18 protein-coding genes and 1 tRNA gene are annotated in these 25136 nt (G+C 43.5%); 12 read left to right on the forward strand and 7 right to left on the reverse strand.

Annotation, left to right across the window (positions count from 1 at the left end):
- Positions 1-69: 69 nt before the first annotated feature.
- Together C4S61_RS02675 and C4S61_RS02680 are read right to left on the reverse strand one after the other, a co-directional pair.
- The gene (locus C4S61_RS02675) at positions 70-1809 is read right to left on the reverse strand and encodes a M14 family metallopeptidase (protein WP_103923447.1); all 1740 of its coding nucleotides are present in this window, start codon (positions 1807-1809) and stop codon (positions 70-72) included.
- Positions 1810-1818: 9 nt separating this feature from the next.
- Entirely contained in the window at positions 1819-3405 is a 1587-nt protein-coding gene (locus C4S61_RS02680; protein WP_103923258.1) for a M14 family metallopeptidase, read from the reverse strand.
- Between the two features lie 209 nt (positions 3406-3614).
- Here C4S61_RS02680 and C4S61_RS02685 point away from each other — a divergent pair, with 209 nt between their 5' ends.
- The 9 genes from C4S61_RS02685 to C4S61_RS02725 all read left to right on the forward strand — a co-directional run bounded on the left by C4S61_RS02685 (position 3615) and on the right by C4S61_RS02725 (position 14588).
- On the forward strand, positions 3615-4442 hold the full coding sequence (locus C4S61_RS02685) for a universal stress protein (RefSeq protein WP_103923259.1): 828 nt from the start codon (positions 3615-3617) through the stop codon (positions 4440-4442).
- 3 nt (positions 4443-4445) lie between these two features.
- A complete protein-coding gene (locus tag C4S61_RS02690; protein WP_103923260.1) occupies positions 4446-5684 on the forward strand; it encodes a cation:proton antiporter in 1239 nt (412 codons plus the stop codon).
- A gap of 123 nt (positions 5685-5807) precedes the next feature.
- A complete protein-coding gene (gene hemH, locus C4S61_RS02695; RefSeq protein ID WP_103923261.1) occupies positions 5808-6839 on the forward strand; it encodes a ferrochelatase in 1032 nt (343 codons plus the stop codon).
- A 153-nt stretch (positions 6840-6992) separates the two neighbouring features.
- Positions 6993-8162 carry a CynX/NimT family MFS transporter gene (locus tag C4S61_RS02700; RefSeq protein WP_103923262.1) on the forward strand — a complete coding sequence of 390 codons (1170 nt, stop codon included), beginning with the start codon at positions 6993-6995 and terminating at the stop codon, positions 8160-8162.
- Positions 8163-8237: 75 nt separating this feature from the next.
- A complete protein-coding gene (locus tag C4S61_RS02705; protein ID WP_103923263.1) occupies positions 8238-8840 on the forward strand; it encodes a DUF2179 domain-containing protein in 603 nt (200 codons plus the stop codon).
- On the forward strand, positions 8840-9547 hold the full coding sequence (locus tag C4S61_RS02710) for a tRNA1(Val) (adenine(37)-N6)-methyltransferase (RefSeq protein ID WP_103923264.1): 708 nt from the start codon (positions 8840-8842) through the stop codon (positions 9545-9547). The genes C4S61_RS02705 and C4S61_RS02710 overlap by 1 nt, the downstream gene beginning before the upstream one ends.
- A gap of 113 nt (positions 9548-9660) precedes the next feature.
- Positions 9661-11124: an IPT/TIG domain-containing protein gene (locus C4S61_RS02715; RefSeq protein ID WP_103923265.1), complete on the forward strand. Its 1464-nt coding sequence runs from the start codon at positions 9661-9663 to the stop codon at positions 11122-11124.
- A gap of 10 nt (positions 11125-11134) precedes the next feature.
- Complete coding sequence (locus C4S61_RS02720; RefSeq protein WP_103923266.1) at positions 11135-13537, forward strand: TonB-dependent receptor; 2403 nt, start codon at positions 11135-11137, stop codon at positions 13535-13537.
- A gap of 4 nt (positions 13538-13541) precedes the next feature.
- Entirely contained in the window at positions 13542-14588 is a 1047-nt protein-coding gene (locus tag C4S61_RS02725) for a DUF4249 domain-containing protein (RefSeq protein ID WP_103923267.1), read from the forward strand.
- 52 nt (positions 14589-14640) lie between these two features.
- Here the strand turns inward: C4S61_RS02725 and C4S61_RS02730 are convergent, their stop codons facing one another.
- From C4S61_RS02730 to C4S61_RS02750, 5 genes are all read right to left on the reverse strand, one after another.
- The gene (locus C4S61_RS02730; protein WP_103923268.1) at positions 14641-15846 is read right to left on the reverse strand and encodes a glycoside hydrolase family 57 protein; all 1206 of its coding nucleotides are present in this window, start codon (positions 15844-15846) and stop codon (positions 14641-14643) included.
- Positions 15843-17132, reverse strand: a complete 1290-nt coding sequence (locus C4S61_RS02735; RefSeq protein ID WP_103923269.1) for a glycosyltransferase family 4 protein — start codon at positions 17130-17132, stop codon at positions 15843-15845. The genes C4S61_RS02730 and C4S61_RS02735 overlap by 4 nt, the downstream gene beginning before the upstream one ends.
- Positions 17133-17144: 12 nt before the next feature.
- On the reverse strand, positions 17145-19061 hold the full coding sequence (locus C4S61_RS02740; protein ID WP_103923270.1) for an amylo-alpha-1,6-glucosidase: 1917 nt from the start codon (positions 19059-19061) through the stop codon (positions 17145-17147).
- A gap of 344 nt (positions 19062-19405) precedes the next feature.
- Positions 19406-19481, reverse strand: a tRNA-His gene (locus C4S61_RS02745).
- Between the two features lie 78 nt (positions 19482-19559).
- Positions 19560-20903, reverse strand: coding sequence for a dihydroorotase (locus C4S61_RS02750; RefSeq protein WP_103923271.1), 1344 nt, complete (start codon positions 20901-20903; stop codon positions 19560-19562).
- Positions 20904-21037: 134 nt separating this feature from the next.
- Here C4S61_RS02750 and C4S61_RS02755 point away from each other — a divergent pair, with 134 nt between their 5' ends.
- The 3 genes from C4S61_RS02755 to C4S61_RS02765 all read left to right on the forward strand — a co-directional run bounded on the left by C4S61_RS02755 (position 21038) and on the right by C4S61_RS02765 (position 25135).
- Positions 21038-22396: a DEAD/DEAH box helicase gene (locus C4S61_RS02755; RefSeq protein WP_103923272.1), complete on the forward strand. Its 1359-nt coding sequence runs from the start codon at positions 21038-21040 to the stop codon at positions 22394-22396.
- A 478-nt stretch (positions 22397-22874) separates the two neighbouring features.
- A complete protein-coding gene (locus C4S61_RS02760; protein WP_103923273.1) occupies positions 22875-23987 on the forward strand; it encodes a DUF4221 family protein in 1113 nt (370 codons plus the stop codon).
- Between the two features lie 2 nt (positions 23988-23989).
- Positions 23990-25135 (forward strand): alpha/beta fold hydrolase, encoded by a 1146-nt coding sequence (locus C4S61_RS02765; RefSeq protein WP_103923274.1) that lies wholly within the window; start codon positions 23990-23992, stop codon positions 25133-25135.
- The last annotated feature ends 1 nt before the right edge of the window (position 25136 follow it).

The following is a 25136-nucleotide window of genomic DNA, read 5'->3' on the forward strand; positions in this document are numbered from 1 at the left end:
CTTTACAGAACAAAAAAATCCCGCTGATTCCGGTCGGCGGGATTTTCCAAAATATTAAATAGTAATCTCTTACTTCTTCCAGCTCGCTTTTCCGCCCTTGGCGGAATCGACAGTGATGCTGTAGTTTGATGCAGAAGAGACGATCCATTTCACTTTTACTGCTCCCATTCCTGGAATATTCTCAACGGCCATTTTCTCAGGAGAGGATTTCTGCTCTTTGAATTTCTTCATGTCTTCATCTTCTACGACAAATCCTGCAATTACTTTTGCACCGGTGATTGTCACATAGTCAGGGCGTTCGATTTTGTACTTCAAATCCTGACTGGCGTGGGTAGGCATCATGCGCTCATTGAAAATGGTCGCTGTGATCGCTTTCAATCCTCCCCCAAGATCCTCTTCTTTCACATCCATCACAGAAAGTTTTGGAGTATGGTATGCGTGATAGATGGTGAATGCCGAATTACGATGTGCATCCTGCTCCAGCAAAAATCCCGGATGGGCACGGCCAAAGTTTTTCTTGAATCCACCGATCTCCACGGTCCCGAATTGCGGATGGTTATATTCCTCAAAAGGGACAAAAGCATCTCCGAAAGTCAACAAGTGATCCACCTTGAGTTGCTCATCCTGATTGCCTCTTCCCGCTTCTTTGTTGAAATAAAGGTAGGAAACCATCAATTCATTGGTGTAAGTGAAGATGCCCCGATTGCCATAAAACCAATCCAATTCGCCTCCAAAAACCGAATACAAATCCTTATAAACAGTCAGATAACGATAGCCAGGAATCATTTCCTCTCCTTTTTTACCGATCGCGTCATAGATTCGAATGTCATCTCTATTATAAGTATTCAGATCTTCCTCTGCACCCGGTCCGCGTAGAATCATTCCTCCTGAGTTGTGAAAACTCTGTGCTCCGGCGATGTTAGGATGCTTCATCACAAACTCCATCACCGCACGATTCTCCGGCAAAGTGAACGGATAACGCATGGCGCCCCGCTGAATGTAATCCGGCTGCCAGTTCCAACCCCAATCGCGGTTGGGATCATAATATCCAATGCCATCCTCGTTGACTTCTCCGTCACCGTCATTATCCATGCCTTCCTGTCCCAGCATTTCGTATTCGCCTACCTGATCAGGTCCCACTGCCATCAGTCTTCTTGGATCCAAAGGATCCTTGATAAATCGGCCTGTTGGCGACTTGCGGATCATCATCGTGATGTGTCCGTCTCCATCGAGGTCATTCATCATGTCCTCACCGGCCTGACCGTCACCGTCATTATCCAATACGATCATACCTGATCTTGGAGAGTTAGCGGTATTTGGCTCCTTAAAGAAGTTGTTTCTGGCGTCAGGATTGATGGTTGGGGTGATGTAAAATGTCTTATCCCGAAGCAATTCCTGGATAAACTTCGTGTCAGCATGCATCTCAGTCAAATACCAAGCTACATAAAGAGAGAATTCTCCGCCTTGAACTTCGTTGGAGTGGATGTTTCCATCGATCCACATGGCGGGTTTGTCGGTATCTTTTCCTGCGGAAAAATCCGTGATAGTCAGTGTCAAGATATCCCGGCCCTCGTAAGATTTTCCGATGGATTCGACTTTAGCCAGGTTTGGATGAGCAGCTGCAATTTTTTTCATCCAATCCCACAGACCTTCTGCGCTGTGGTAGCGGTTCCAGGCTATTTCTACTTTTGGCTGATGGGGTGAGCCGATTGCCCGGAAGAAATTCTCCTGCTGAGCATGGGCGGGAAATGCGTCTAGACACAATGCACCTAAAGCCAAGGCAACGATTAGTTTTGTTGTTTTTAGCATATTCATGGCTTAGAGTTTTACAGTTTGAGTGGCAAAGCCTGCGTGGGGAGCTCCTGCTTTGATCGTAATATTTCCTGACCCACGAATAATCCAGCTCAGGGAAGTTTTTTCAAAAGCATCCATCGAATCCACAAGTTTGATTTTGTCGCCGGAGACCAGCTTGTCAGCAGCAGCATCGATGTCAATTCGCACTTTTCGCAGCCAGCGGGACCTGGCGCCCATTTCCGAATGGGTGGGAAGGGGGGAGTTGTTGAACAAATCCACTGTGATTCGAGTCAGTCCATTTCCCAATGACTCTGTCTTTAGGTTATGAAATTCCAACTGTGGCTGCATTTCAGCCAACTTTAGAATGAAGGAGGTGTGCTCAGCTGCGATTTCTGCTACTTTTTCAAAAGGAGGATTGACCATCACAAATGGCTTAATTCCACCTACTTCAACTTTCTGATTGGGGAAATCAGGATGCTTTACTGCTGTCCAAGGCACGAATGAATCCCAACCCAAAGAGTCAGCCCAAGCCAAATAGTTGGCTTCTGGGTTGGTTTGTCCTTGGAACTCAGGAGTCCAATATCCCGGTGTACTGAAGCTCAGTCTGGCAAAGTGAAAATAGGCCCACTGGAAGAAATCCCCGTCAGTTCCCTGATTGGATTGCTGAAATGCTTTTTGGCTCACTGTCTCATTGTAGAGGCCGGAGACCATCGCATTGATGGCCTGGTCTTTTTCCAAAATGGATGTTACGACCCGCTTTTTGGCATCGCCCGCATTGTATTTCAGCGGTGAGCTCAAATTATTTGCAGGAGAAAAAGTCACAAAAGCGAAGATATTCCATTGCTCAAAAAGATAATCAAGCATTGCTCTACTTTCATTTTGCGAAACCGGAATGTCGCCTGCTAATGGCTGAAAAACAGGGAATTTGTAAGTCAATGATCGATTGAAGGCGATGCCTTCCTGTAGATCTTCGGCAAATTCACCGTCTTTGTCGTCGTCTTTGCTTTCTTTGAAGACCCGGTATTTTCCGGCTTCTCCTTTGGATCGATCGGCTTTTATAAGAACCCGCTCATCGTCTTTGGAGACCATCCAGTCGCCCATCGGGTCTTCTACGCGCATCCAGGTGATCATGCCGTCGCCGTTGAGGTCGGAGTAGCCGCTTTCACCGGACTTTCCGTCACGGTCGTGATCCATCGCTACCGCATTTCCTCTTCGTTCATACTTGAGCGCAGCATGATATTGCTCGTAGGCATCGGGAGACATGTTTGGAAAAATGTAAAAGGTGGTTTTCTCCAATACACTGCTGTTTTCAGCCACAAGCTGCTCTGCAAACTGAAGTGCCAACTCCACACTGAGCACATGAAATCCTTCCACTCCACCAACTACTGCGATGGCAGGTTTTTGGTCTTTTGCGCCTGTACCTACTTTGAGTACATGGATGTCTTTGCCACCGGCTGTTTTGGTGAGAGATGTTAGCTCCACGGAGGAATTGCCCCCAAGCTTTTGGAGCCTTTGGGTGACCTGGCTTAGTGTGGGATAATCTGATTGCGCCAAGGCATCGGCACAAATCATACCTCCCAGCATTAGCCCGGTGAGTAAGAGTTTTCGCATAGGAAAATTAGTTTCGGGTTATTTCTGAATAAAAGAAATAAAAATTCAAGGGAAGTTTATGAAAATAAGTAACAATTCAGGATGCGATTTTTCAGGGAAAAGAAATCAGTCTCAAGTGGATTTTCTAATGGATAAGTGGCAAAGTATCAAATTGTGGTTTGTCCTTTGGTTAAAATTGCCGTATTTCAGAAAAACTAAGAAGAATATATATGTACTCAAAAGTTGCTCTCGCCATAGCATTTTCGCCTAGGATGGAGGCTCTGATTGCTGAAGCCCGAAGATTGATTGGGATTTTTCAGGGAGAGCTGGTACTCATTCATGTGGGTGTAAAAACACCCGAGCTTGAATCCAATTTGGAGCAAATTCTCCAGCGGCACTGTGCTGATCTGGGACGAGTCAAAACGATCTGGAAAGAAGGAAAAGCAGCCAAAACCATCCTCAAAACCTGTGAAGAGGAGCAGATTAACTTGTTGGTACTTGGGGCATTGAAAAAAGAAGGGCTATTCACCTATTATTTGGGGTCTGTCGCTCGAAAAGTAATCCGAAAATCACCTTGTTCCGTCTTGACTTTAATTGATCCTAAAGTTGAGACCACCCGATTTTCCAAAGTGGTCATCAACGGTACCAAATTGGAAGTCACCCCAAGAGTCATCGAAAAAGGCTTGAAATTCTGTCAGGCGGAAGAAGCCTCTCAAGTACATATTCTCAATGAAATTAAGCTTTACGGCCTTCAAATGGCCACTGCCGGCGAAGGATCTGAAGACGAAGTCTCTAATACAAGAAGAAAGCTCGTTCAAGAAGAAATTCGCTACGTCCAAGAGATTCTTGACGGATTGGATCAAAGTGGACTCAAGATCAATATTAAAATTACCGCAGGAAAATGGGCAGTTGAATTGGTAAGATACTGCGAATCCATCAATGCAGATTTACTGATCATGGGGGATGAAAATGGCTACACTTTTATAGACCGTCTATTTCCCCATGACTTGGAGGAGATTCTATCGGAACTCCCCTGCAACCTTTTAATCGTGAAGTAGAATATGGAAAGCTTAGCACATAAAGAAGTCATCAACCTACTTCTGCAGTTAGCTACAATGCTACTGTCTGCCCGAGTTTTTGCAGAAATAGCTCAGAAATTCAAACAGCCTGCCGTAGTAGGTGAAATTATAGCGGGAATCGTACTGGGGCCTACGATTTTGGGAATGATCATTCCCGACTTCTTTACCTATTTGTTTCAAAGTAATCCCTCCGCGAATCTTGCCCTTGATGGAATTGTGCAGATGGCCGTTATCCTCCTGCTATTTATAGCAGGTCTGGAGGTGGAGCTTCACCTGGTCTTGTCTCAGGGCAAATCTGCCATTAATATCAGTATCCTAGGCCTCATAATTCCGTTTATTTTGGGCTTTGTCATCCCTTATTTCTTTCCGTCATTCTTCGGACTTGCCGAGGGAAACAGGCTTCTTTTCTCCCTCTTTATGGGTACGGCGATGTCCATTACAGCCTTGCCGGTGGTCGTCCGGATTTTGATGGACATGGATTTGTTCAAAACTAAAATGGGCATGGTCATCGTGGCCGGTGCCATGATCAATGACATCATTGGCTGGCTGATTTTCTCGGTGATATTATCCTTCATGGGCAAAAGCGGAAACCTTTCCTTAATAAGTACCATTGGGATCACATTGTTGTTTACCATCTTCATGTTGACGCTTGGCAAAGGGCTGCTGAATCGTGTTTTGCCATGGATCAACAAAAAATTAGCCTGGCCCGGAGGGCTATTATCTTTATCCATCTCCTTTTGTTTTCTGCTGGCTGCATTTACCGAATGGCTCGGAATTCATGCTATTTTCGGAGCGTTTCTTTTTGGGGTTGCCTTAGGCGATTCAGATCACCTTTCCGAAAAAGCCAAGGAAATTATTCATCAGTTTATCAACAATATCTTTGCGCCACTTTTCTTTGTGTCCATCGGGCTGAAAATAAACTTCTTCACAAACTTTGATTTTCTTCTCATAGCGGTAATTATCGTGATTTCTTTCCTGGGGAAAATCATCGGGAGTGGCTATGGTGCGTTACGGTCTGGCTATCCACTCAAAGAAGCTATGGCTGTAGGTTTTGGAATGAACGCCCGAGGCGCAATGGAAATCATTTTGGGATTGATTGCATTGGAAAACGGCTTGATTGATGAAAAGCTATTCGTTGCCCTCGTAGTGATGGCTTTAGTCACATCTATGACAAGCGGACCGCTGATGAAGTGGGCGCTGCGAAAAAAGCCTGCTGCCTAAAAAACAGAAATGTACCGGACGGAGATTTTGGAAACCGAAGTATAGGACTTAGAAAAGTTCAATCATCAGAAACCAAACAAACGGACTATTTTTGGGCTTTCTTAAGCAAAAAGATCCAGAATAATGGCGAAAAATTCAGCAAAAATAGGCGTTCTACTTGTCAATTTGGGAACTCCAGACAGCACCAAAACCGGTGATGTGAGGAAATACCTTCGGGAGTTTTTGATGGATGGACGAGTGATCGATTTCCCTTTTATTCCCCGCTGGATGCTTGTCAATCTGATTATTGCCCCTTTTCGTGCTCCAAAGTCAGCAGGTGAATACCGGAAACTTTGGACAGATCGAGGTTCGCCGCTACTTTTCCACACCCAAGATCTCAAGGAAAAACTGATCAAAAAACTCGATCCTGAGAAATACCTTGTCGCCATGGCGATGCGCTATCAGAATCCAAGTATCGAAAAGGGACTGGAAGAACTGATGAAGGCCAAGGTCAAAAAGATAATCGTCCTTCCGCTCTTTCCACAATATGCTTCGGCGACTAATGGTTCGGTAATCGATCGGGTCATGGAGATCGCACGCACCTGGCAGATTATTCCTGAGATTACATTTATCAGTAATTATGTAGATCATCCACTTTTTCTGGAGGCTTGGACTGAATTAGGTCGGGAAGCTATGCAAAAGCACAACTACGATAAGTTTCTATTCTCGTATCATGGGTTACCGGAACGACAAATTCGAAAAGGTAGTGTAGAAGGCTACTGTCAGTTAGGTACCTGCTGCAATAAATACGGCCTGAAAAACCAATTTTGCTACCGTGCACAGTGCTTTCAGACGACACGCTTGGTCGCAGCGAAATTGGGATTACCGGAAGACAAAGTCCTGACTTGCTTTCAATCCAGACTGGGAAAAGATCCCTGGATCAAACCCTATACAGAGAACACGATCAAGGAATTAGCCAAAGAAGGAGTAAAAAAAGTACTCGTTTTCTCCCCGGCTTTTGTGGCAGATTGCCTGGAAACTACCGTGGAGGTAGGTGAGGAATACAAAGAGCAGTTTGAAGAACTCGGAGGAGAGCATTGGGATTTAGTACCTAGTTTAAATTCGAATGATACCTGGGTGGATTGTGTGAAGGATTTAGTGGAGAGCAGGACTTGAATTTAGGAGATTCGAGGTACGAAATAAGAGGTAATTGAGAACTTTTATTTTATTCTTAAATATCTTCTTCCTCCAATGATGGTTCTGACCTTGGAGTTCAAGTGTGAAGAAAAGTCCGTAATTCGTATTTCCTAACTTCAATCGTACCTTCCCTTGCAAAATCGCCAGCTACCTAGCCAAGCATTGCTAATCCTCGGAATCGTTCTGATTTCGATCAATCTGAGGACCTCTATTGCTTCGGTTGGGCCGTTGATCCCTTTCATCCGGGAAGATCTGGGAATATCAAATGGTCTTGCGGGATTTTTGACCACGCTTTCTTTAGTGACATTTGCGGTCTTTTCTCTTTTTGCTCCAAGTATCGGTAAAAAGCTAGGCCATGGTAAAGCTATCTTTCTCGGAATTCTACTTTTGGCCATCGGTGTGGTGCTGAGAGTTCTTGGTGGAATCGAGCTGCTTTACATTGGGACGGCACTGACTGGCATTGGTATCGTGATCGCCAATGTGCTGATGATTCCATTTTTCAAAGCACGCCTTCCGGAGAAAATCGGTTTGATGACAGCCATTCTCTCGACAGGAATGTCGCTTTTTGCTGCTGTTGCATCAGGGTTCAGTGTGCCTTTAGCGGTTGACTTGGGACTAGGTTGGAGAGGATCCCTGGCTTCTTGGGTGGTTTTGATGGTTTTAGCTTTGGTCGTTTGGATTCCGCAGATGAGGAGTAGAAATGCCGGGCATCAAGGGGATTTGCTCAAGGCAAAAAACGTATGGAAATCAAAATTGGCTTGGCAAGTCACGCTGTTTATGGGAGCTCAATCCGTCATGTATTTTACCATGGTAACCTGGCTTCCCGATATGCTGATCGCAAGAGGAATGAGTCCGGTCAAAGCCGGAATAGCCCTCTCCTACATGCAGTTGATTTCCCTGATCGGGACATTCTTCGTTCCCAATTATTTGATTCGTCTCAAAGAACAATCCAGGGTCATCCTGATTGTAGGCATTAGTTATCTGGTTGGTTACAGTGCACTTTTTATCCAAAACGAACTCATTGCCTTTGTAGCATTGACCATCATCGGGGTAGGAAGTGGTGCAAGTTTAAGTATCGCCTACACGCTGATTTCGCTGCGTTCGGCTGAGGATTTGACCACCGCCAAACTATCGGGAATGGTCCAGTCTGCGGGCTATATTTTGGCTGCTTTGGGTCCCTTGGTTTTTGGGATTTCTTTGGATTTGTTTGATAATTGGGAAATCCTGATCTGGTTTTTACTCATCATGACTGTTCAGTTTATCGGGTTTGGATTGCCTGCAGGAAGGAATTGCAAGATTTGATTTTTGCCTCTTCCCGTATTTTTCAGCTACCAAGCCGGAGAAAAGCGGTATTTTTGTGGAAGTTCTAAAACTGCTATGCAAGACCTGTTTCACTCCCTCGGAATTTCTGAAAACCTTCTCAATTATGTCCTGATGCCACTTTTGATTTTTGTGGCGCGTATCGGGGACGTTTCGATCAACACGCTCCGGATCATGTTTATGATGAATGGGAAAAAGAGCATCGTTCCTATTTTGGGCTTCTTTGAAGCGATGATTTGGCTACTTGCGATCGGGCAGATTTTCCAAAATGTAAATAACCCGCTCTCCTACATTGCTTACGCCGGAGGATTTGCCACGGGGACATTTGTAGGAATGGCACTGGAAGAAAAACTCGCCATCGGCCGTGTCCTGGTGCGGGTAATCACACCCCAACCCCATCCTGATCTCCTGGAATTCATGAAAATGAAGAATTACCGATTCACCAATGTCGGGGGCGAAGGACGGTTTGGAAAAGTAAATCTGCTCTTTACAGTCATGAAGCGGGATACCCTGCAGGAATTTATTTCCAAGGTAAAAGAAGTGGACGAAAAGGCCTTCTATACCATTGAAAGCGTGAAAAGAGTCTCAGAAGACGAGCTCAATACGATGGAAGATCGTGCCGGATTCCGCAGTAAATTTTTCAGTAAGGCACGGAATTGATGGCAAATTCCTGGTTTCAGTTTCAGCAGTTCCGAATCCATCAAGATCGCTGTGCGATGAAGATCAGCACGGATGCAGTTTTGCTGGGGGCTTTGGCACAAGCAGAAAATCCTTCCAGCATTCTCGATATCGGGACAGGTACGGGCGTTATTGCGCTGATGCTAGCGCAGCGATTTCCTCAAGCTAAGATCACGGCCGTGGAGCTTGATGAGGATGCGGCTGTTCAGGCGGGGGAAAATTTTCAGGAAAGTGCTTTTTCCGAAAGGCTAACATTGATTCCCGGTCGAATACAGGATTTCCAGTCGCGCGATAGATTTGATCTAATTGTGAGCAATCCGCCATTTTTCCCAGATCATCTGAAATCTGCTGATACAAAACGAAACAAAGCGCTCCATACGGATGAACTGTCCTTTGACGCGCTTTTAAAAAAGGTTACTGAATTGCTGGAGGAGTCGGGGACTTTTTGGGTAATTCTCCCGCCCCGTCAATCGAAGTCTTTGGAAGATTTAGCTCAAAATGTCAGTCTGTTTCTCTCTCAAAAAATTATGATTAGGGATTCCAAAATCAAACCTGTTCATCGGGAGGTTAGTGAGTTTACATTCCATAAAGCGGTTAAAAAAGACAAGGAATTGGTTCTCAAAAACGAAAATTCGAATTATTCCGGTGAATATGCATCCCTACTTTCCGGATTTTTATTGGGTTATTGAGGGTTTTTGGTTTTTATCCTTTTGATTTTTGTTAAAATATCAACGCATTTTTTTTGCTCGGTTGAATTACACCTGCTTTTTTATATTTTTGGCCACTACTACTACCACATTTTATGCGAAGATTACTGTCACTAGGCATATTTTTAATGCTTCTGGCTGGGTGGGCTTGTACTGAGGAAGAAGACGCCACTGTTGTAGTTGCTACAGAGGAAGTGGTGTTTGTAAGTGGAGAAAAAATCCGGGTCTTAGGTAGACTGATTACCAATCAACCTATTTCTGCATCGGATCATGGGTTTCAACTTTCTACCAGTGAAGATTTTTCGTCTCCGATTCTAGTTTCCCTGGGGATAAAAGAAGGACCGGGAAGATTCATTGGAGAAACGGCAGGCCTGGCGATAAATCAGCGCTATTTTGTCAGAGCTTTTGCTTCTGTTGACGGAGTAGAATTGGTCGGTGAAACAATCGAGATCCAAACGCTTTCTCCAGTCATTGAGTCTTATGAGCCGACTTTTGCCAAGGCCGGTGAAGAAATCATTATTCAAGGCCGAAATCTGCCGGATGGCACACGGGTATTTTTTGGGAACCAGGAAGCAACGGTCCTACAAAACCTTTTTGAGTCCCGACTAAGAGTCAGAATTCCGGAGGCAGCCGGAGAGCCTTTGGTGAAAGTTCGGGTTCAGATTCAGGATCAAGTTCTGGAGTTCGGTCAAGCATTTGAATATCAATCGGGGAAATACACCCTTTTGGGGCAGTTTCCAGAGGGGCAGCGAATCTATGGCAACGTCTTTTTTGACAATCAATCCGGTTTTTTTGTGGGCTTGGGGACCCGCAGACTTGATGCCGGTTATTATCAGGGATTTCAGCGCTTGGATCCTCAATCTGGTACTTGGACCCCCGTCTCTTTTCCAGCTGAAAGCAGGGTTGGAGCCTTTGCTACTTCCAATTACTTGGGAGGAGGAGTAATAGAAATCGACAGAGAAGTATTCGACTTCAAGCGTGACTTTTGGAGAATTGACGGCAGTACCTTTACCCAACTGCCAAATTTGCCGACTAACAGTCTGAATTCCTTGGCTTTTGAGCTCAATGGGGAATTGTTTCTCGCAGGGGGTGAAGGGGTCGGAACCCGAACTGTCTGGAGATACAGTCCGAATGCTCAGTCCTGGGCTACTCAGTCCCCTGCACCAATCGATATTTCCAACAGCTTAGCTTGGTTTACAAAAGGAAACAAAGCCTATTTTATTGCTTCCGACAGTGCGATTTGGGAATATACTCCCGCCTCTGATTCCTGGAGGATTCTTACTTTCTATCCGGGATCATTGGGAAATGGCTATGGTATGGCACAAGTGGTCGGAGACAAAGTATACATCGGACTCTATAGGCGAGTAGAACAAGTTTGGGAGCTTGACTTTAATACGCTTGCATGGAAGGCTAAGAACTTTATTCCGGGATTGCCCCAAAGCATCAATGCCGGGTATTTCACATTCGAAGGCCAGATTTACATCCTTCGTGCACCTGAAGAATCCATCGCCGGAATACTTCCGATGGAGCTGTATCGATTTGATCCTAATGGCATTTAAAACCAATTCTATGAATAGAATTATACTGCTTTTAATCTTTTTGATAGGACAAGGAGCCTGGGCACAGACTACTGCACCTACCAAAAGAGAAGTCATTGGTCGGGATATCGGTCAACTCAAAGGGATAAAAATATCCGGACGAATCATCGATGCGATTTCCGGAGAGGCATTAATCGGGGCTACCGTAACAGTGCCTGAATTGGATGTCACGAAAATCACCGATAACAACGGCAGCTTTGAGCTCATACTTGATCGTGCAGAATACACTATCCAATTTCGGTATGTAGGATACGAGACAATCGACTACCCGATCACCGCTGTGGGTGATGGTAGAATGTCCATTCGGATGCTTCAAGAGGACTTTCAGTTGGATGATGTGGTGATTTTTGGTCGGGATCCGGAGAAAAATATCCGATCAACTGATATGGGGGCAATTAATCTGAACATGAATACGATTCGGGAATTGCCTCCATTTCTGGGAGAAATAGATATTGTTAGATCTTTGGCCACCCTACCGGGAGTCAGTCAAGTAGGTGAAGCATCCTCAGGGCTGAATGTCCGGGGTGGAGGAGTCGATCAAAACCTGATTCAGTTTGCCGGTGCACCGATCTACAATCCCTCTCACATGTTTGGATTGTTTACAGCTTTCAATGCCGATGTGGTCAATGATGTTACGCTGTACAAAGCGGTAGTGCCTGCCAGATTTGGTGGCAGAAGTTCAGCGATTTTGGATATTCTACCCAAAGCCGGAAGTGTGGATAAGTGGGGAGGCGACTTGATGTTAAGTAATTATTCAGGTAAGCTTTCACTGAATGGGCCATTGATCAAGGATAAAGTTTCGATTTTGGGTGGATTCAGACTATCCTATATCAATTGGTTTCTTAACTCCCTCAGCAATCCAACAGTAAAGAATTCTCAGGCAAACTTTTATGACGGAAATCTGGTGATTAGCGCTCCAGTCTCTGAAAACAATGAATTCACATACAGCTATTACACCAGCTATGATGACTTTGCGTTTGCCTCGGATACGACTATCTCATGGAAAAATACAGCCCATTCCCTTCAATGGAAAAGCAAGCTTAGTTCCAGGTTGAGTTTGGAGGCACTGGGCTACTATTCGCTCTATGACTACGGAATCTTCAACCAAAGTGGGATCAATGATTTTGAAATCAAGTCAGGAATTCAGGATTTGGGAGGAAAACTTTTTCTGGGGTATAATTTCAATGAGACCAATAAAATCTTCTTTGGGGGTGAATTTAAGCAGGTAAAAATCCAACCGGGGGAATTGGTTCCTACCGGAGCCGAGCAAGAGATTTTACCTCAGAAAGTCCAGGATGAGCTAGGTCAAGAAGCTGGAATTCACTTTCAGCATGAATTTGAATTGGGAGAAAAGTTCGGGTTTTCTTATGGCATTCGCTATGATACTTACCGCTATCTGGGGCCACGAACAGTCAGGCAGTACGAAGAAACTAAGCCGGTCTCGGATGGAAGTGCGATCAGCGAAACAGCTTTTGGAGAAGGAGAACCCATCCAAACCTACAATGGTCTTGGCCCTAGAGCTTCATTCCGCTATTCTTTCAGCAAATCAAGTTCGGTCAAACTTGGATATAACAAAATGTACCAGTTTATCCATTTGATATCCAACACGGCGACCATTGCACCAACGGATGTATGGAAGCTCAGCGACAACTTCCTGGAACCTCAGATTGCTGATCAGTATTCTTTAGGCTTCTATAACAACTTCAAGGGGAATATCTTCGAAACATCCCTCGAGGTCTATTACAAAGACCTTCAGAATGTGGTAGAGTACAAAGACGGAGCGACCCTGATCATGCAAAATCATCTGGAAACAGAACTCATACCCGCGGAAGGTCAGGCTTATGGCGTGGAACTTTATGTCAAAAAGAACCTCGGGAGATTGACCGGATGGGTTTCTTATACCTATTCTCGAACACTCCGACGGGTCATCACGCCATTCGAAGAGGAGAATATAAACAACGGCGAATGGTATGCTTCCAATTTTGACAAACCCCATGATTTGACTTTGATCGGGAATTATAAAGTCAGTACGAATACCTCCATCTCAGCAACTTTTGCTTACAATACAGGCCGTCCAGTGACTTTCCCCGAAGCGAAGTTTGATTATTCAGGTAATAACCTGGCCTATTTTAATTCTCGAAATCAGCAGCGCATTCCTGATTTTCACCGCTTGGATTTTTCAGTCAACTTCAAACTCAAAGGTAAAGGACTCTTCTTTGACGGGGATTGGACGTTTTCGGTCCTGAATGTTTATGGTCGAAAGAATCCTTTCTCTATCTTCTTTGATGATGCCGAAAATGCTCCTCCTCAAGCGCTGCGTTTAGCCATTTTGGGTGTGCCGCTTCCTAGTTTGAGTTATTCAATTAAATTTTAATCTGATGCTAAAAAGACTGATCAATCTTTTCCTTCTTTTGCCAATGGCCTGCATCGATCCCTATGAGGTGACAGTGCCTGATGGACAGCAGTTGTTGACCGTGGAAGGTTTGATTCATACCGGTCCCGGACCTCATGCTATTACACTGACAAGAAGCGATACATACGGAAGTGTATTTGAAGGCTTGATCCGGCCGGTCACGGGTGCTACGGTAGTGGTGCGTGACGATGAGGGCAGAATCACTTTTTTGGCCGAGGGCCAGGATAGCAGGGGAAGTTATTTTACCCCTGTTGGTTTCCAGGCTGAAATCGGCAAATCTTATACACTCCAAATCCAAACCGCTGATGAAAGAGTCTACACTTCACTGCCAGAGCGGGTAGAATCTGTCCCTGAGATTGAAGATATTGGCGTTAAAACCGTCACTATCCCCGTAGAAGGAGAAATAATTCCAAGATCTGGCGTTCAGCTCATCTCCGAAATCAATGATCCAGCAGATCAAAATAATTTTTATTTCTGGAGATTGAGTCCGGTAGTTCATGTGCTGGAGGCAAGACCGGATTTATTCACGGATCGGGAGTTTCGTACTTCTGCGCCTAAAGATTGCTGCTCGGTGTGTTACCGGACTGAGAGCACAGGCAACCAAAGCTTGTTTATTGCTCAGGATGATAATTTTAACGGGTTGAACACCCGAATTCCTGCCGCCTTTATCGAGGATAACGGGCTTCGCTTTGTGAATACACTGAGAGTTGATTTGAAGCAATACGCCATTTCACAGGAGGCGTTTAGATTTCTCCGTCTGGTGAAGCAGCAAGCAGAGATCAGTGGATCAATTTTCGATCCTCCTCCGGCTACAATCCGTGGCAATATGATCAGCCTGGACAATCCTGATGAAGTGGTTTTGGGCTATTTTATGGCAGCCGGGGAATCCACTAGGCGGATTTATATCAGTAAAGCTGACCTGACTTTTCAACAAAATGCCGGGATCATACCGGACGATTGTAGAACCGTGTCAGGGGCTAGTGTGAATCCTCCATTTGACTGGAATCCATAAGGAAATCCCGAACCGGGATTTTCTCATGCTTTTCCAAAATATTCTTTGAAAATCAGGAATTCGTTTCTTTAGTTTTTTCCTTCACGCGAAGTATGAAATCACTCAATGCATTCATGAAGTTTATAAATGCATCATAGGGGGTATCATACGGGCTAAAATACTCATGAACTGATCCGTCGGAGAAGAATTTGGTGCACATGTAATAGAAGTGATCCGACGTCTGTAAGTATCCCCAATCGCGTTGGATCTCCGGATCATCGATTTCTCTTACCAACTTTTCCATTTCATACAGCCGGTCAAAGGCTTCATCCTGCATATCGTTACCCAACCATGCAGTCAAATCCCGCTCCTCATCCGCCCATGAGATTGGAATGGGTACATGAATTTTACTTACTCCGGGTGCAGATGCAGCTACTTCTGAAGGGGTGGAAAAGGTGAAACTGGATTGGTCCAATACTGCTGCCGGCAAGTGTCTCATGAATTCAAAAATACCTGTCTCGGCCCACTGATGTTCTCCAAAGGTTTCGTAGTCCATGAAAAGATTCAAGACTTGTTCTTCTTTTGGAATCGCGTTGATCCATTTAACGAATTTATCCGTCGTCAGCGGGTAATCCGGCCAAGTCTTATTGCTGAATCTGAATGCAATATCATCGGAAAGCAGGAAGTTCTTAAGCAGGACTTTCAACTTTGGTTCTATGACATTGGTATAGACGTAATTTGGACTTTTCCATCCGAGAACATGCTTTGCTCCTTCGGTCAAAACTGCCTCATAGCCTAGTTCTGCCACCATTGCACCGATTTGATCAGAATAGATCAGCTCCGTATTTCGGAATACTTTGGGAGTATATCCGTTGAAAAGCTCCTTTATCCTATCCTGATGTTTTTTGACTAAGCGGTTAAATTCTTCCTTGCTTTTGAGCGCAGCCAAGGAGTGCGTATAGGTTTCATTGAGTAGCTCGACTTGCCCTGTAGCCACTAGCTTCTGGAAACTTTCGAGCACATCCGGCGCATAGGCTTCCATTTGGTCCAAAAAGGTGCCTGAGAGCGAAAAGGCAACCTTAAATTTCCCGTTATATTTCTGGATTAATTCGAGGAGCAAAGCATTCATGGGCAAATAGCATTTTTGGGCTACTTTGCGAATCACATTTCGATTTAGGTAATCATCCCAATAATAGTGATCTTCTCCAATATCAAAAAACCGGTAAGGTTTCAATCTAAAAGGTTGGTGCACCTGAAAGTAAAAGCAGATGGTTCTCATGATCGTTCGGCTAAAGTTTTTTCGTATACAGAGATTAGTTTGGCAGCCACATGCTCCCATTTTAATTTTTTCAGTTCCTCGCTTCCCAGCTCTTTAAACATTTTGGAAATACCCTCGTAATGCAGCAGTGCAAAAATAGCGTCAGCCATGGCGTCTACATCCCAAAAATCAACCTTAATGGCATTTCTGAGTACTTCTGCTACTCCGGATTGCTTGGAAATAATCACCGGGGTATTGTGACGAACCGCCTCAAGCGGAGCAATTCCAAAAGGCTCTGATACCGACGGCATCACATACACGTCTGAAATCGCATACATATGATCCACATCATCCCCTTTTAAGAATCCGGTAAAATGGAATTTCGTAGCCATTCGTAGCTCTGCCACTCGGTCAATCATCCTATTCAGAAGGTCACCGTTACCTGCCATCACAAAGCGGACGTTTGGGTCTCGATCGATCACCTTTTTTGCGGCTTCCACAAAGTACTCAGGACCTTTTTGGAAAGTAATCCGTCCCAAAAATGTCACAATTTTCTCAGGCACCTTTTTTTCGTATTCTGATTTGATGATGTCTGCATCAAGGACGGCATTGTGAAGCACGGTAATCTTACTGGCCGGCACTCCGTATTTCCTGACGATGATGTTTTTGGTGAGTTGACTCACAGCGACAATATGGTCTGCAGCATGCATACCTGCCCGCTCGATGTCATAAACAGGCTGATTTACAGTTTCTCCGGAACGGTCGTACTCCGTGGCATGAACGTGGACCACCAATGGTTTTCCGCTTATTTCTTTGGCTGCAATACCAGCAGGGAAGGCCAGCCAATCGTGGGCGTGAATGATATCAAAGTTACTCTTGTCACGGGCAATCTGAGCCGCTACCAGCGCGTATCGGGAAACTTCCTCCATGAGGTTTTTGCCGTATTTTCCGCTGAATTCAAATTTATCCGAGAAAATACTTTCTTCTACATCCGTCCGATCATGAATCGAGTAATCGGTAAATTTTTTAAACTGCTCAGGACCTAAGTAAGGCACCAAAAAGCTGCTTACTTCCAGATATGTGAGGTTTTTCCAAAATTTCTTAAACCGCTTCTCGCGATAATCAATCCGAACATCACTTCCGTTTACAAAGTCAGCCAGGGGCTCTTCGTCACCCCAGAGTTTGGGTACTACGAATATTACTTCCTGATTATGATGATTCATGCCCTTGACTAAGCCATAGCAAGCGGTGCCTAATCCTCCAGAAATATGGGGTGGAAATTCCCACCCAAACATTAAAACTCTCATAAAAAAGTCATTTTAAATTCTTTTGACTAAGTCCATCATTCTGAGCAATTCTGCTACGCTCCATGCCTGCGAAATAGAGCCTTTAGGGCGGTGAGGAGGATCCCCATCGTAAATTTCAGCTACAGTTCCGATTCCATATTGAGTCATAACTCCGTCAAATCCCTTGATGATTTTTTGGACAAAGTTTTTGGCTGCTTTTCCATGAAGTTTCAGATAACCTTCTACAAAATGCCCTAAAAGCCAAGTCCAAACCGTTCCATTATGATAGGCATTGTCCCTACTTATTTGATTTCCAAAATAGTAGCCTTTGTATCCGGGATCATCAGGTGAAAGTGACCGGAGCCCTCGTGTAGTTAGTAATTTGGATTTGACCAGCTCAAGGATTTTATCATTTTTTTCTTCACTGAGCATGGTATAGGGAAGCGATGTCGCAAACAACATGTTTGGCCGAATAGACCAATCCTTTTCCTCTCCATCTACCACATCAGCTAAGTAACCGTAGTCCCATGACCAAAACTCCCTGTCGAATGAATCGCTAACCTGTGCAGCCAATACCGCAAACTCTTCTTCCCCGCTCAATTCATGGAAGAAGGAAAGGGCATTGTACCAAAGCGCCTGAATCTCGACCGGACTACCAATACGAGGGGTGACCGGACCATCCGGAGTAATCGCATCCATCCAAGTCAAAGCCACATCTTTTCGACCTCCCCAGATAAGCCCGTTATCCATCATGTGGATGTTGTATTCGGTTCCGTTTCGATAGCCATCGATAATGCCTCGAAGTTTCTCAAGATAGCGATCCTTTATTGTTTTTTTGTCGCCGGTATAAACAATGTATTGCTGGAGCGTCCAAAAAAACCATAATGGGGCATCCATTGCAGTCATATTGGTGAAATCACCACTTCCGATGTTTGGAAATAGAGGTCCCTTGAGATCTCTGGACATCGTATCCATGATCTTAAGAAAGGTTTCCGTGTCGCCGTTTGACAGGGTCAGACCAGGTGCAGCGATGAATGTATCTCTGCCCCACCATCCAAACCAAGGATAACCTGCGATGATTCTTGTATCACCATTACGGGCTCTGATGAATTGACCGGCTGAATTTTTGAGGCAGTTTTCAAAGTTGTTTCTCGGAATCCTTCGCGCGATTTCCTTTTGAAAGGCTTTTTGACGAGTTTTTGGATCTGCCTCCGTCAGCCCCGCCGAAAAGATGACAGACTCTCCTTTTGCTATTTCAAATTCAAAATAACCCGGTACAAAAAGGTCCTCTTGGTATTCATACCCTCGTTCCCGCTCCTGAATGTATTCTATATTGTGATACCAATTAGGCTTGGATATGAATTCATTTTTCTTCGAAAGCTGAAGAAAAAGTGGATCATACTCCTTGTAAAGTTGAAATTTCGTGCCACAGGATACTTTAGTGAAGTTTTTGTTAAGGGTGTCGTTTGCTTTTGATAGACTGTGATAACCTCTGAAAGCTAAAAAGGGCTGAATTTGAATTTTAGTAGGTGAATTGGCATCAAGCAGCGTATACCGGATCATGACCCGATCCCTGTTGGTGTCGAGAATCAATTCCTTTTGCAATACCACTCCTCCAACCCGATAAGTAAGCTTTGGGATGGGTTCTGAATCAAAATCCTCCAAATATTTATGACCTCGGGGAGAGTAATTACCGGGATATTTATTTATTCCAAGGTTGAAACTCGCTCCATGCTGAATCACCGTCTCATGAACAGTGGATAACATGACATGGTTTTGAGAATCGATCTGGGGCTGCGGGACGACTAATAAACCGTGGTACTTGCGTGTGTTACATCCGATAATTGTAGTACTCGTATAGGTGCCAGAACGATTCGTCCGAATTATCTCTCGTTCGAGGGAATAATTCAGGTTGATTAATTGGGTTTTATCAAAGTGGATATAACTCATAAGAGGAAAATTGTAAACATTTAAAAATAGAGTTTTGTATTGATAAGAAAAATTATGTGGAAAAATAAAAGGTTATGTTTCCATAACCTTTTTTAATCTAATGCCAGATCTGTCAAGAATGAATCATTTCCCGCTGGACTTCATCGAAATTTTTCAGGGATTCTTCAAATTTCACAAAGTAATTTTGAACCAAACGAATATTAACTGGCTTGACCACCGGAAATTTTGGGGAATTTTTGAACAAAGTAAACATCTGAGTGTGGTTTAGTTTGGAATGGATTTGTCAAATGTTGTGCCAACTCACACTCCTTTACAAAACAAAAACCCCTCGATTTGAGGGGCTTGGGTGAAAGACCGGGTTCGAACCGGCGGCCTCTGGATCCACAAACCAGCGCTCTAACCAGCTGAGCTACAATCACCGTGTAATCCCATTTGGAAGTGGATGTCTCAAATGGTTTGCAAAAGTAATAAATTAGAATATTTAGAGCAAGCCAGCACTTAATTTTTTCTTAAAAAAGTGATTCGTTCGCCGTTTTTTTCCTCGTGAAATGTTCCTTCCTCATACGCCAGGTGTCCTGAAACGATCGTGTGAGTCACTTTAGATTGGAACGTATGTCCTTCAAAGGGCGACCAGCCACATTTTGACAAAATGTTTTCTTTGGAAACTGTCCAAGGAGAATTCAGATTCACTAAAACCAAATCCCCGAAATATCCTTCACGGATGAAGCCCCTCTCCTCGATCTGAAAAAGGGTCGCAACATGATGCGACATCTTTTGGACAATTTTTTCCAGCGAGATTTTTCCTTGGTGGAAAAAGTCCAACATCGCTACCAAACTATGCTGATTCAAAGGCCCACCTGAAGGTGCTTTGGTATAGACCTGAGACTTTTCTTCCAACGTATGCGGGGCATGATCCGTCGCGATGACATCGATTCGGTCATCCAGCACCGCTTGAAAAATTTGTTCCCGGTCATGGGCGGTTTTTACCGCAGGATTCCATTTGATCAGATTGCCTTTGGTCGCATAATCTTCCTCAGAAAACCACATGTGATGGATACAGGCCTCTGCGGTCACGCGCTTTTCTTCCAATGGTATGGAATTGTCAAACAGCTCCAGTTCTTTTGCAGTACTAATGTGAAGAATGTGGAGCCTGGTTCCATATTTTTTAGCCATGGCCACGGCTCGACTCGACGCGTTGTAACAAGCCTCCTCAGATCTAATCTTGGGGTGGAATTTCACCGGGATATCATCCCCATAGATCGCCTTAAATTCCTCGAGATTGGCTTTGATGATGTGATCATTTTCAGAATGAATTGCTAAAAGTCCCTTGTAATTCTTGAAAATTCCTTCCAGCGACTCGATGTTATCCACTACCATATTGCCGGTGGATGAGCCCTGAAAAACTTTCAGCCCGCAAACCCTGTGTAGGTCTAGTTTTAGGATTTCATCCAGATTATCATTGGTTCCTCCAAAAAAGAAAGAATAATTGGCGAGGGAAACTTCCTTTGCTCGGGCGTATTTTTCTTCCAATAGAGGAATTGTTACAGCCTGTGGGACTGTGTTTGGCATCTCCATATAAGTGGTCGTGCCGCCCGCCACTCCAGCTTTGGCTTCGGTATAAATTTCTGCCTTGTGGGTTAATCCCGGCTCCCGAAAGTGAACCTGATCATCAATTACTCCCGGTAGAAGGTGTTTTCCCTCCCCATTGATGTGAATATCAGCCGATTCAACGCTTAAGTCAGTTCCGATTTTGGCGATTCGGCCATCCCTGACCAAAACATCGCCCGGGCAAATCCGGCCTTCATTGACTATATTTGCACCGGTGATCAGGATACTTTTCATGTGTTTATAATTTGATTTTGAATTGTCACATGGAATGCCATGAATAATCATCCCCCTGTGTGAGATTTATTCCCATGGGCATTTCATCTTTTCATTCATTTTCGATTACCGAATTCTGTCCAAAAATAACAAACATGAGTGATCAAGCCTTAGGTTTTGATGCTTTTAAGCTAAATAAACAATTGCTCGAAGCAGTGACCGCTGCAGGCTACACGCAACCGACCCCGATTCAGGAAAAAGCAATCCCATTGGCCCTTGCCGGGCATGATGTGCTCGGAATTGCGCAGACAGGTACCGGAAAAACGGCCGCTTATGTCCTTCCGCTGCTGATGAAAGTCAAATATGCACAAGGTCTCCATCCGCGTGGAATCATCCTTGCGCCTACTCGCGAGCTGGTCATGCAGATTGAAGAAGTAGCAAAGCAGCTTGCCCAAAATACCGATCTGCGAATCGTAAGCCTCTATGGAGGTTTGGGCCCTAAAACTCAAATCGAAAACATCACTGCCGGAGTGGATATTATCATTTCCACGCCAGGCAGGTTTATGGATCTGTACCGAAAGGGCACCATTTACACCAAAGACATCAAGACGATGGTGCTAGACGAGGCGGACAAAATCATGGATATGGGCTTTATGCCTCAGATTCGGTCTATTTTGGAGGTGATTCCATCTAAGAGACAGAATTTGCTATTTTCAGCGACCTTCAGTGCGCGGGTGGAAAACCTAGCCTCAGAGTTTCTTGAATTTCCTGAACGAGTGGAAGTGACGCCATCGGCAACAACTGCCGAAACCATCGGCCAAGTCAAATATCACGTCCCAAATATCAAAACCAAGATCAACCTCTTGGAGCATTTGCTTGCAAACGAGGAAATCAACAGGGCGATCATTTTTACACGAAGCCGAAAAAATGCCGAATCGGTTTTTAGCTTTTTGGAGCGAAAGCACTTGGGGGAGATTCGTGTCATTCACGCCAACAAAGGGCAGAACACCCGGATCAACTCCATTGAGGATTTCAAAGGTGGTGAGGTGAGAATCTTGGTGGCGACAGACGTAGCTTCCCGAGGTTTGGATGTGACGATGGTCTCTCACGTGATCAATTTCGACGTGCCGCTGATCTATGAAGATTATGTGCATAGAATAGGCCGAACCGGAAGAGCAGAGCAGGAAGGTAAAGCCATTACATTTGTGAATCCGGCTGAAATCTATCACTTTGACCGGATCGAGGATATCATTCGCATGCGTGTGGATTTATTGCCAATCCCGGGTGTGGTGGATGTTCCTGATACACCTTTTGAGGAAAAGCAAGGGTATGAGCGTGAACTGGATCGACTAAAACAACGTGATAATCCGGATTACAAAGGTGCGTTCCATGAGAAAAAAGCTCCTCCAAAAGTCAATATCGGTAAAGGGGAAAAGGTTCGGGCCAAAAAGCATGTGAAGAAACCCAACCGAAATCAGATGAAAACGAAGAACCAGAAGAATAAGGGGAAATAATTTTTTTAATAAAATTAGTTGCATTGTTTTTTTTTTTTTTCTTGAACTTAGAAATGTTTGCAAACAACTAAGTAAAAGTTTAATCTAAACAACAAAAGAAATCGAGCATGACTAAAAAGTCACACACTGGGATGATTATAATGCATGCGAGATTCCATCTGACCAATAAATATCAAATTATAAACAGATGAAATGAACCTAATTAAAAAGATTTCCTGTTTTTCATTACTAGTTTTATTTTCATTCTCATTAATTCCTAGTCAGGGAATGGCTCAAGGAATGGGCGGTGATGGTTCTGGATGTTCCATGACTGTTTTAGGAGAAGAAATTAAGTGTACCAGAGTTTGGTGCTCTTCTACAATGAGTATGAGTGGCTGTAGTTTTAGTGGAGCACTTGCTAGTCAAACTTGTGATTCTTACGCCTCGTGTTAAAAATTAAGGGTTGGAGAGATCCAACCCTAATCCTTTTCTGTCAAATATGAGAACTCTCAAATTATCCATTATTCCAATTATTTTTATTATCTCCTGCAATTCAAAACCTATCAAATTAGAGTTGATTCCTGAAATAAAAGATGTCGTAATCCCAATCACATCTGATCAACTCAGCTCTTATCAGGTCTTAAGTAATTATTCGGACGATGGTACAGAAAAGTTAATCGCCTACAACGGATCAAAGCATTCCCTTGATTATTTTGATCTTGATAATTCAAAAGTATTAAAATCAGAGAATCTCTTTTTTGAAGGGCCAAATGGTGTTGGAGCAATTGAATCAATTTACTGGCATAATTCAGATTCGATTTTTGCTTATGAACGAGGAAAAGTTCATGTTCTAAATGAAAGTGGCCAAAAAGTAAATTCATTTGACCTGTATCATCTTTTTTCAGATAAAAATTTGGGTGATCCGGTTTGTAATTTTTATTTCAAACTTAAGTATCATCAAAAACAAAAGTTGATTTTCTTTTCCCTCATTCATCATGGAGAAAGCCTTGAAGAAAGGGCTGCTTTGCCTTTGGTTGCTTCTTTGAATATTGAAACTTTGGAAGTAAAGCCTCTTTCTATTAGGCATACGGAGCATTATAAAAAAGTCAGTGGAAATGTAGGTTTCATTACCTATCTGGGCTTTCAAGATTTTATGGGTGATCGAATGATCTATAATTTTCAATACGAATCCACGCTTCTCTCTCTAAATGGAGTTAATCAGGAAAAATCGGAAAGTAAGGTACACGAGATGAAATTCACCCCGGAACTACTAGCATTGGATAATATTGATGAACACGCAATTGAAAACCCTCATTTCCTAACTCCCATTCCTGATAACTACCGCAATTTGGTTTACAGAGGAATTTGGGATTCGCCTGATCCTTCTCTGCCTGAGTCTGGCTTTACTGAAAAGAAAATTTCAATCTCGGTATTTGATTCCGACCTTAATTTAATTTCAAACTACAGCCTCCCCAATTACACCTATCAAATCAATAATTGGTTTGTAAATGAAAATGGATTGTACCTGAATTATGCCCATCCTCGAAACCAAAAGGTCTCTGAAAATTATTTGGTATTTCATATTTTTCAATTTGGTCAGGTGGAGAACTGATAATGATTGCAGCGATTAATTTAATATTTGGACTTTTTTTCAATCCCATAGCAGAAACTATTATAGTTCCGCTCGATCATGGAGATCCTCAAAGCAGGAAGATTACAGTCACCTATCATTTTGAAAATGAATTTGATCCTAGAAGAGAGACGGTTTTCACTGTGGATGACCCGATCGATTATGCCTTTCAGGGATTTGATTTAAGTGAATCTATCAAAGCAGAATTCAATTGGGTTCGAATTTCAGGAAGACATTTTTCCAAAGAACTTGAAAAATTTATTCATGAAAATGCAAATCAGGATTGGGAGAAAATATATCGTTGGCTTAATCAAAACCAGGTTTCCCAAGACATAGAGTTGATTCGAAAGAAGATCCTTTGTGAAAGGAAAGTTATGCTAATTGGTTATTCCTCCTCTACCGGAATTTTGCTTCATTATTTGTCTACTTATTCTCAAAGCGTCGACAAACTGATTTGCATCAATCCATTTCTAATGGATATTCAGACGAACCTTAGTTTTTGGAATTTTTCAAACTATTTTCAAAATCAACCCACCGTTTTAACTGATGCCGAATTCTTTGGATTTGCTTACAGATCTTCCGTGGATTATTTCAATTCTGACCCATCCTTGAGAGATAGTTTGATTGATTCATCGATGAAAGATTTTAAAGAAAACCATTCAAATTCGATGGAAATAAAGTTTCCAACATCTTTTGCTGTTCGTGCCTTCGAGCATACCATAGAACTCATGGCTGATGGGAATTCCGATTTTCCTGTTGCAAATTTTTTAAAAGAGAAAAGTGAACCGTTTTGGACAACGTACTTGGAGAAAAGGTTCTCTTTGATAGGGACAAACTATGATGTGGGATTGAGCTTTGGAGGTCAAGTGATAATTCTTGGAAGTGCTTATGACCTCTTGATCAATCCAAAAGTTGTTGATGTACTTGCTGAGTTTTTTCCGAGGAGTACTTTGGTGTTATTTAGAGACGGACATTCTTTGGAAAAGACCAAAAAAGCAGAAGAATTCTCCGATTTACTTTTAGCTTTTTTGGAAAATGATTTTGAATCGAAAGTAAAAGCATATCAAAGCCTGACAGAATTAAACCTCCTTTTTCTTGGGAAAGATTACAACAATATCCGTGTAGACTAGG

This window comes from Algoriphagus boritolerans DSM 17298 = JCM 18970 (genome assembly GCF_900108085.1).
Taxonomy (GTDB): Bacteria; Bacteroidota; Bacteroidia; order Cytophagales; family Cyclobacteriaceae; genus Algoriphagus; species Algoriphagus boritolerans.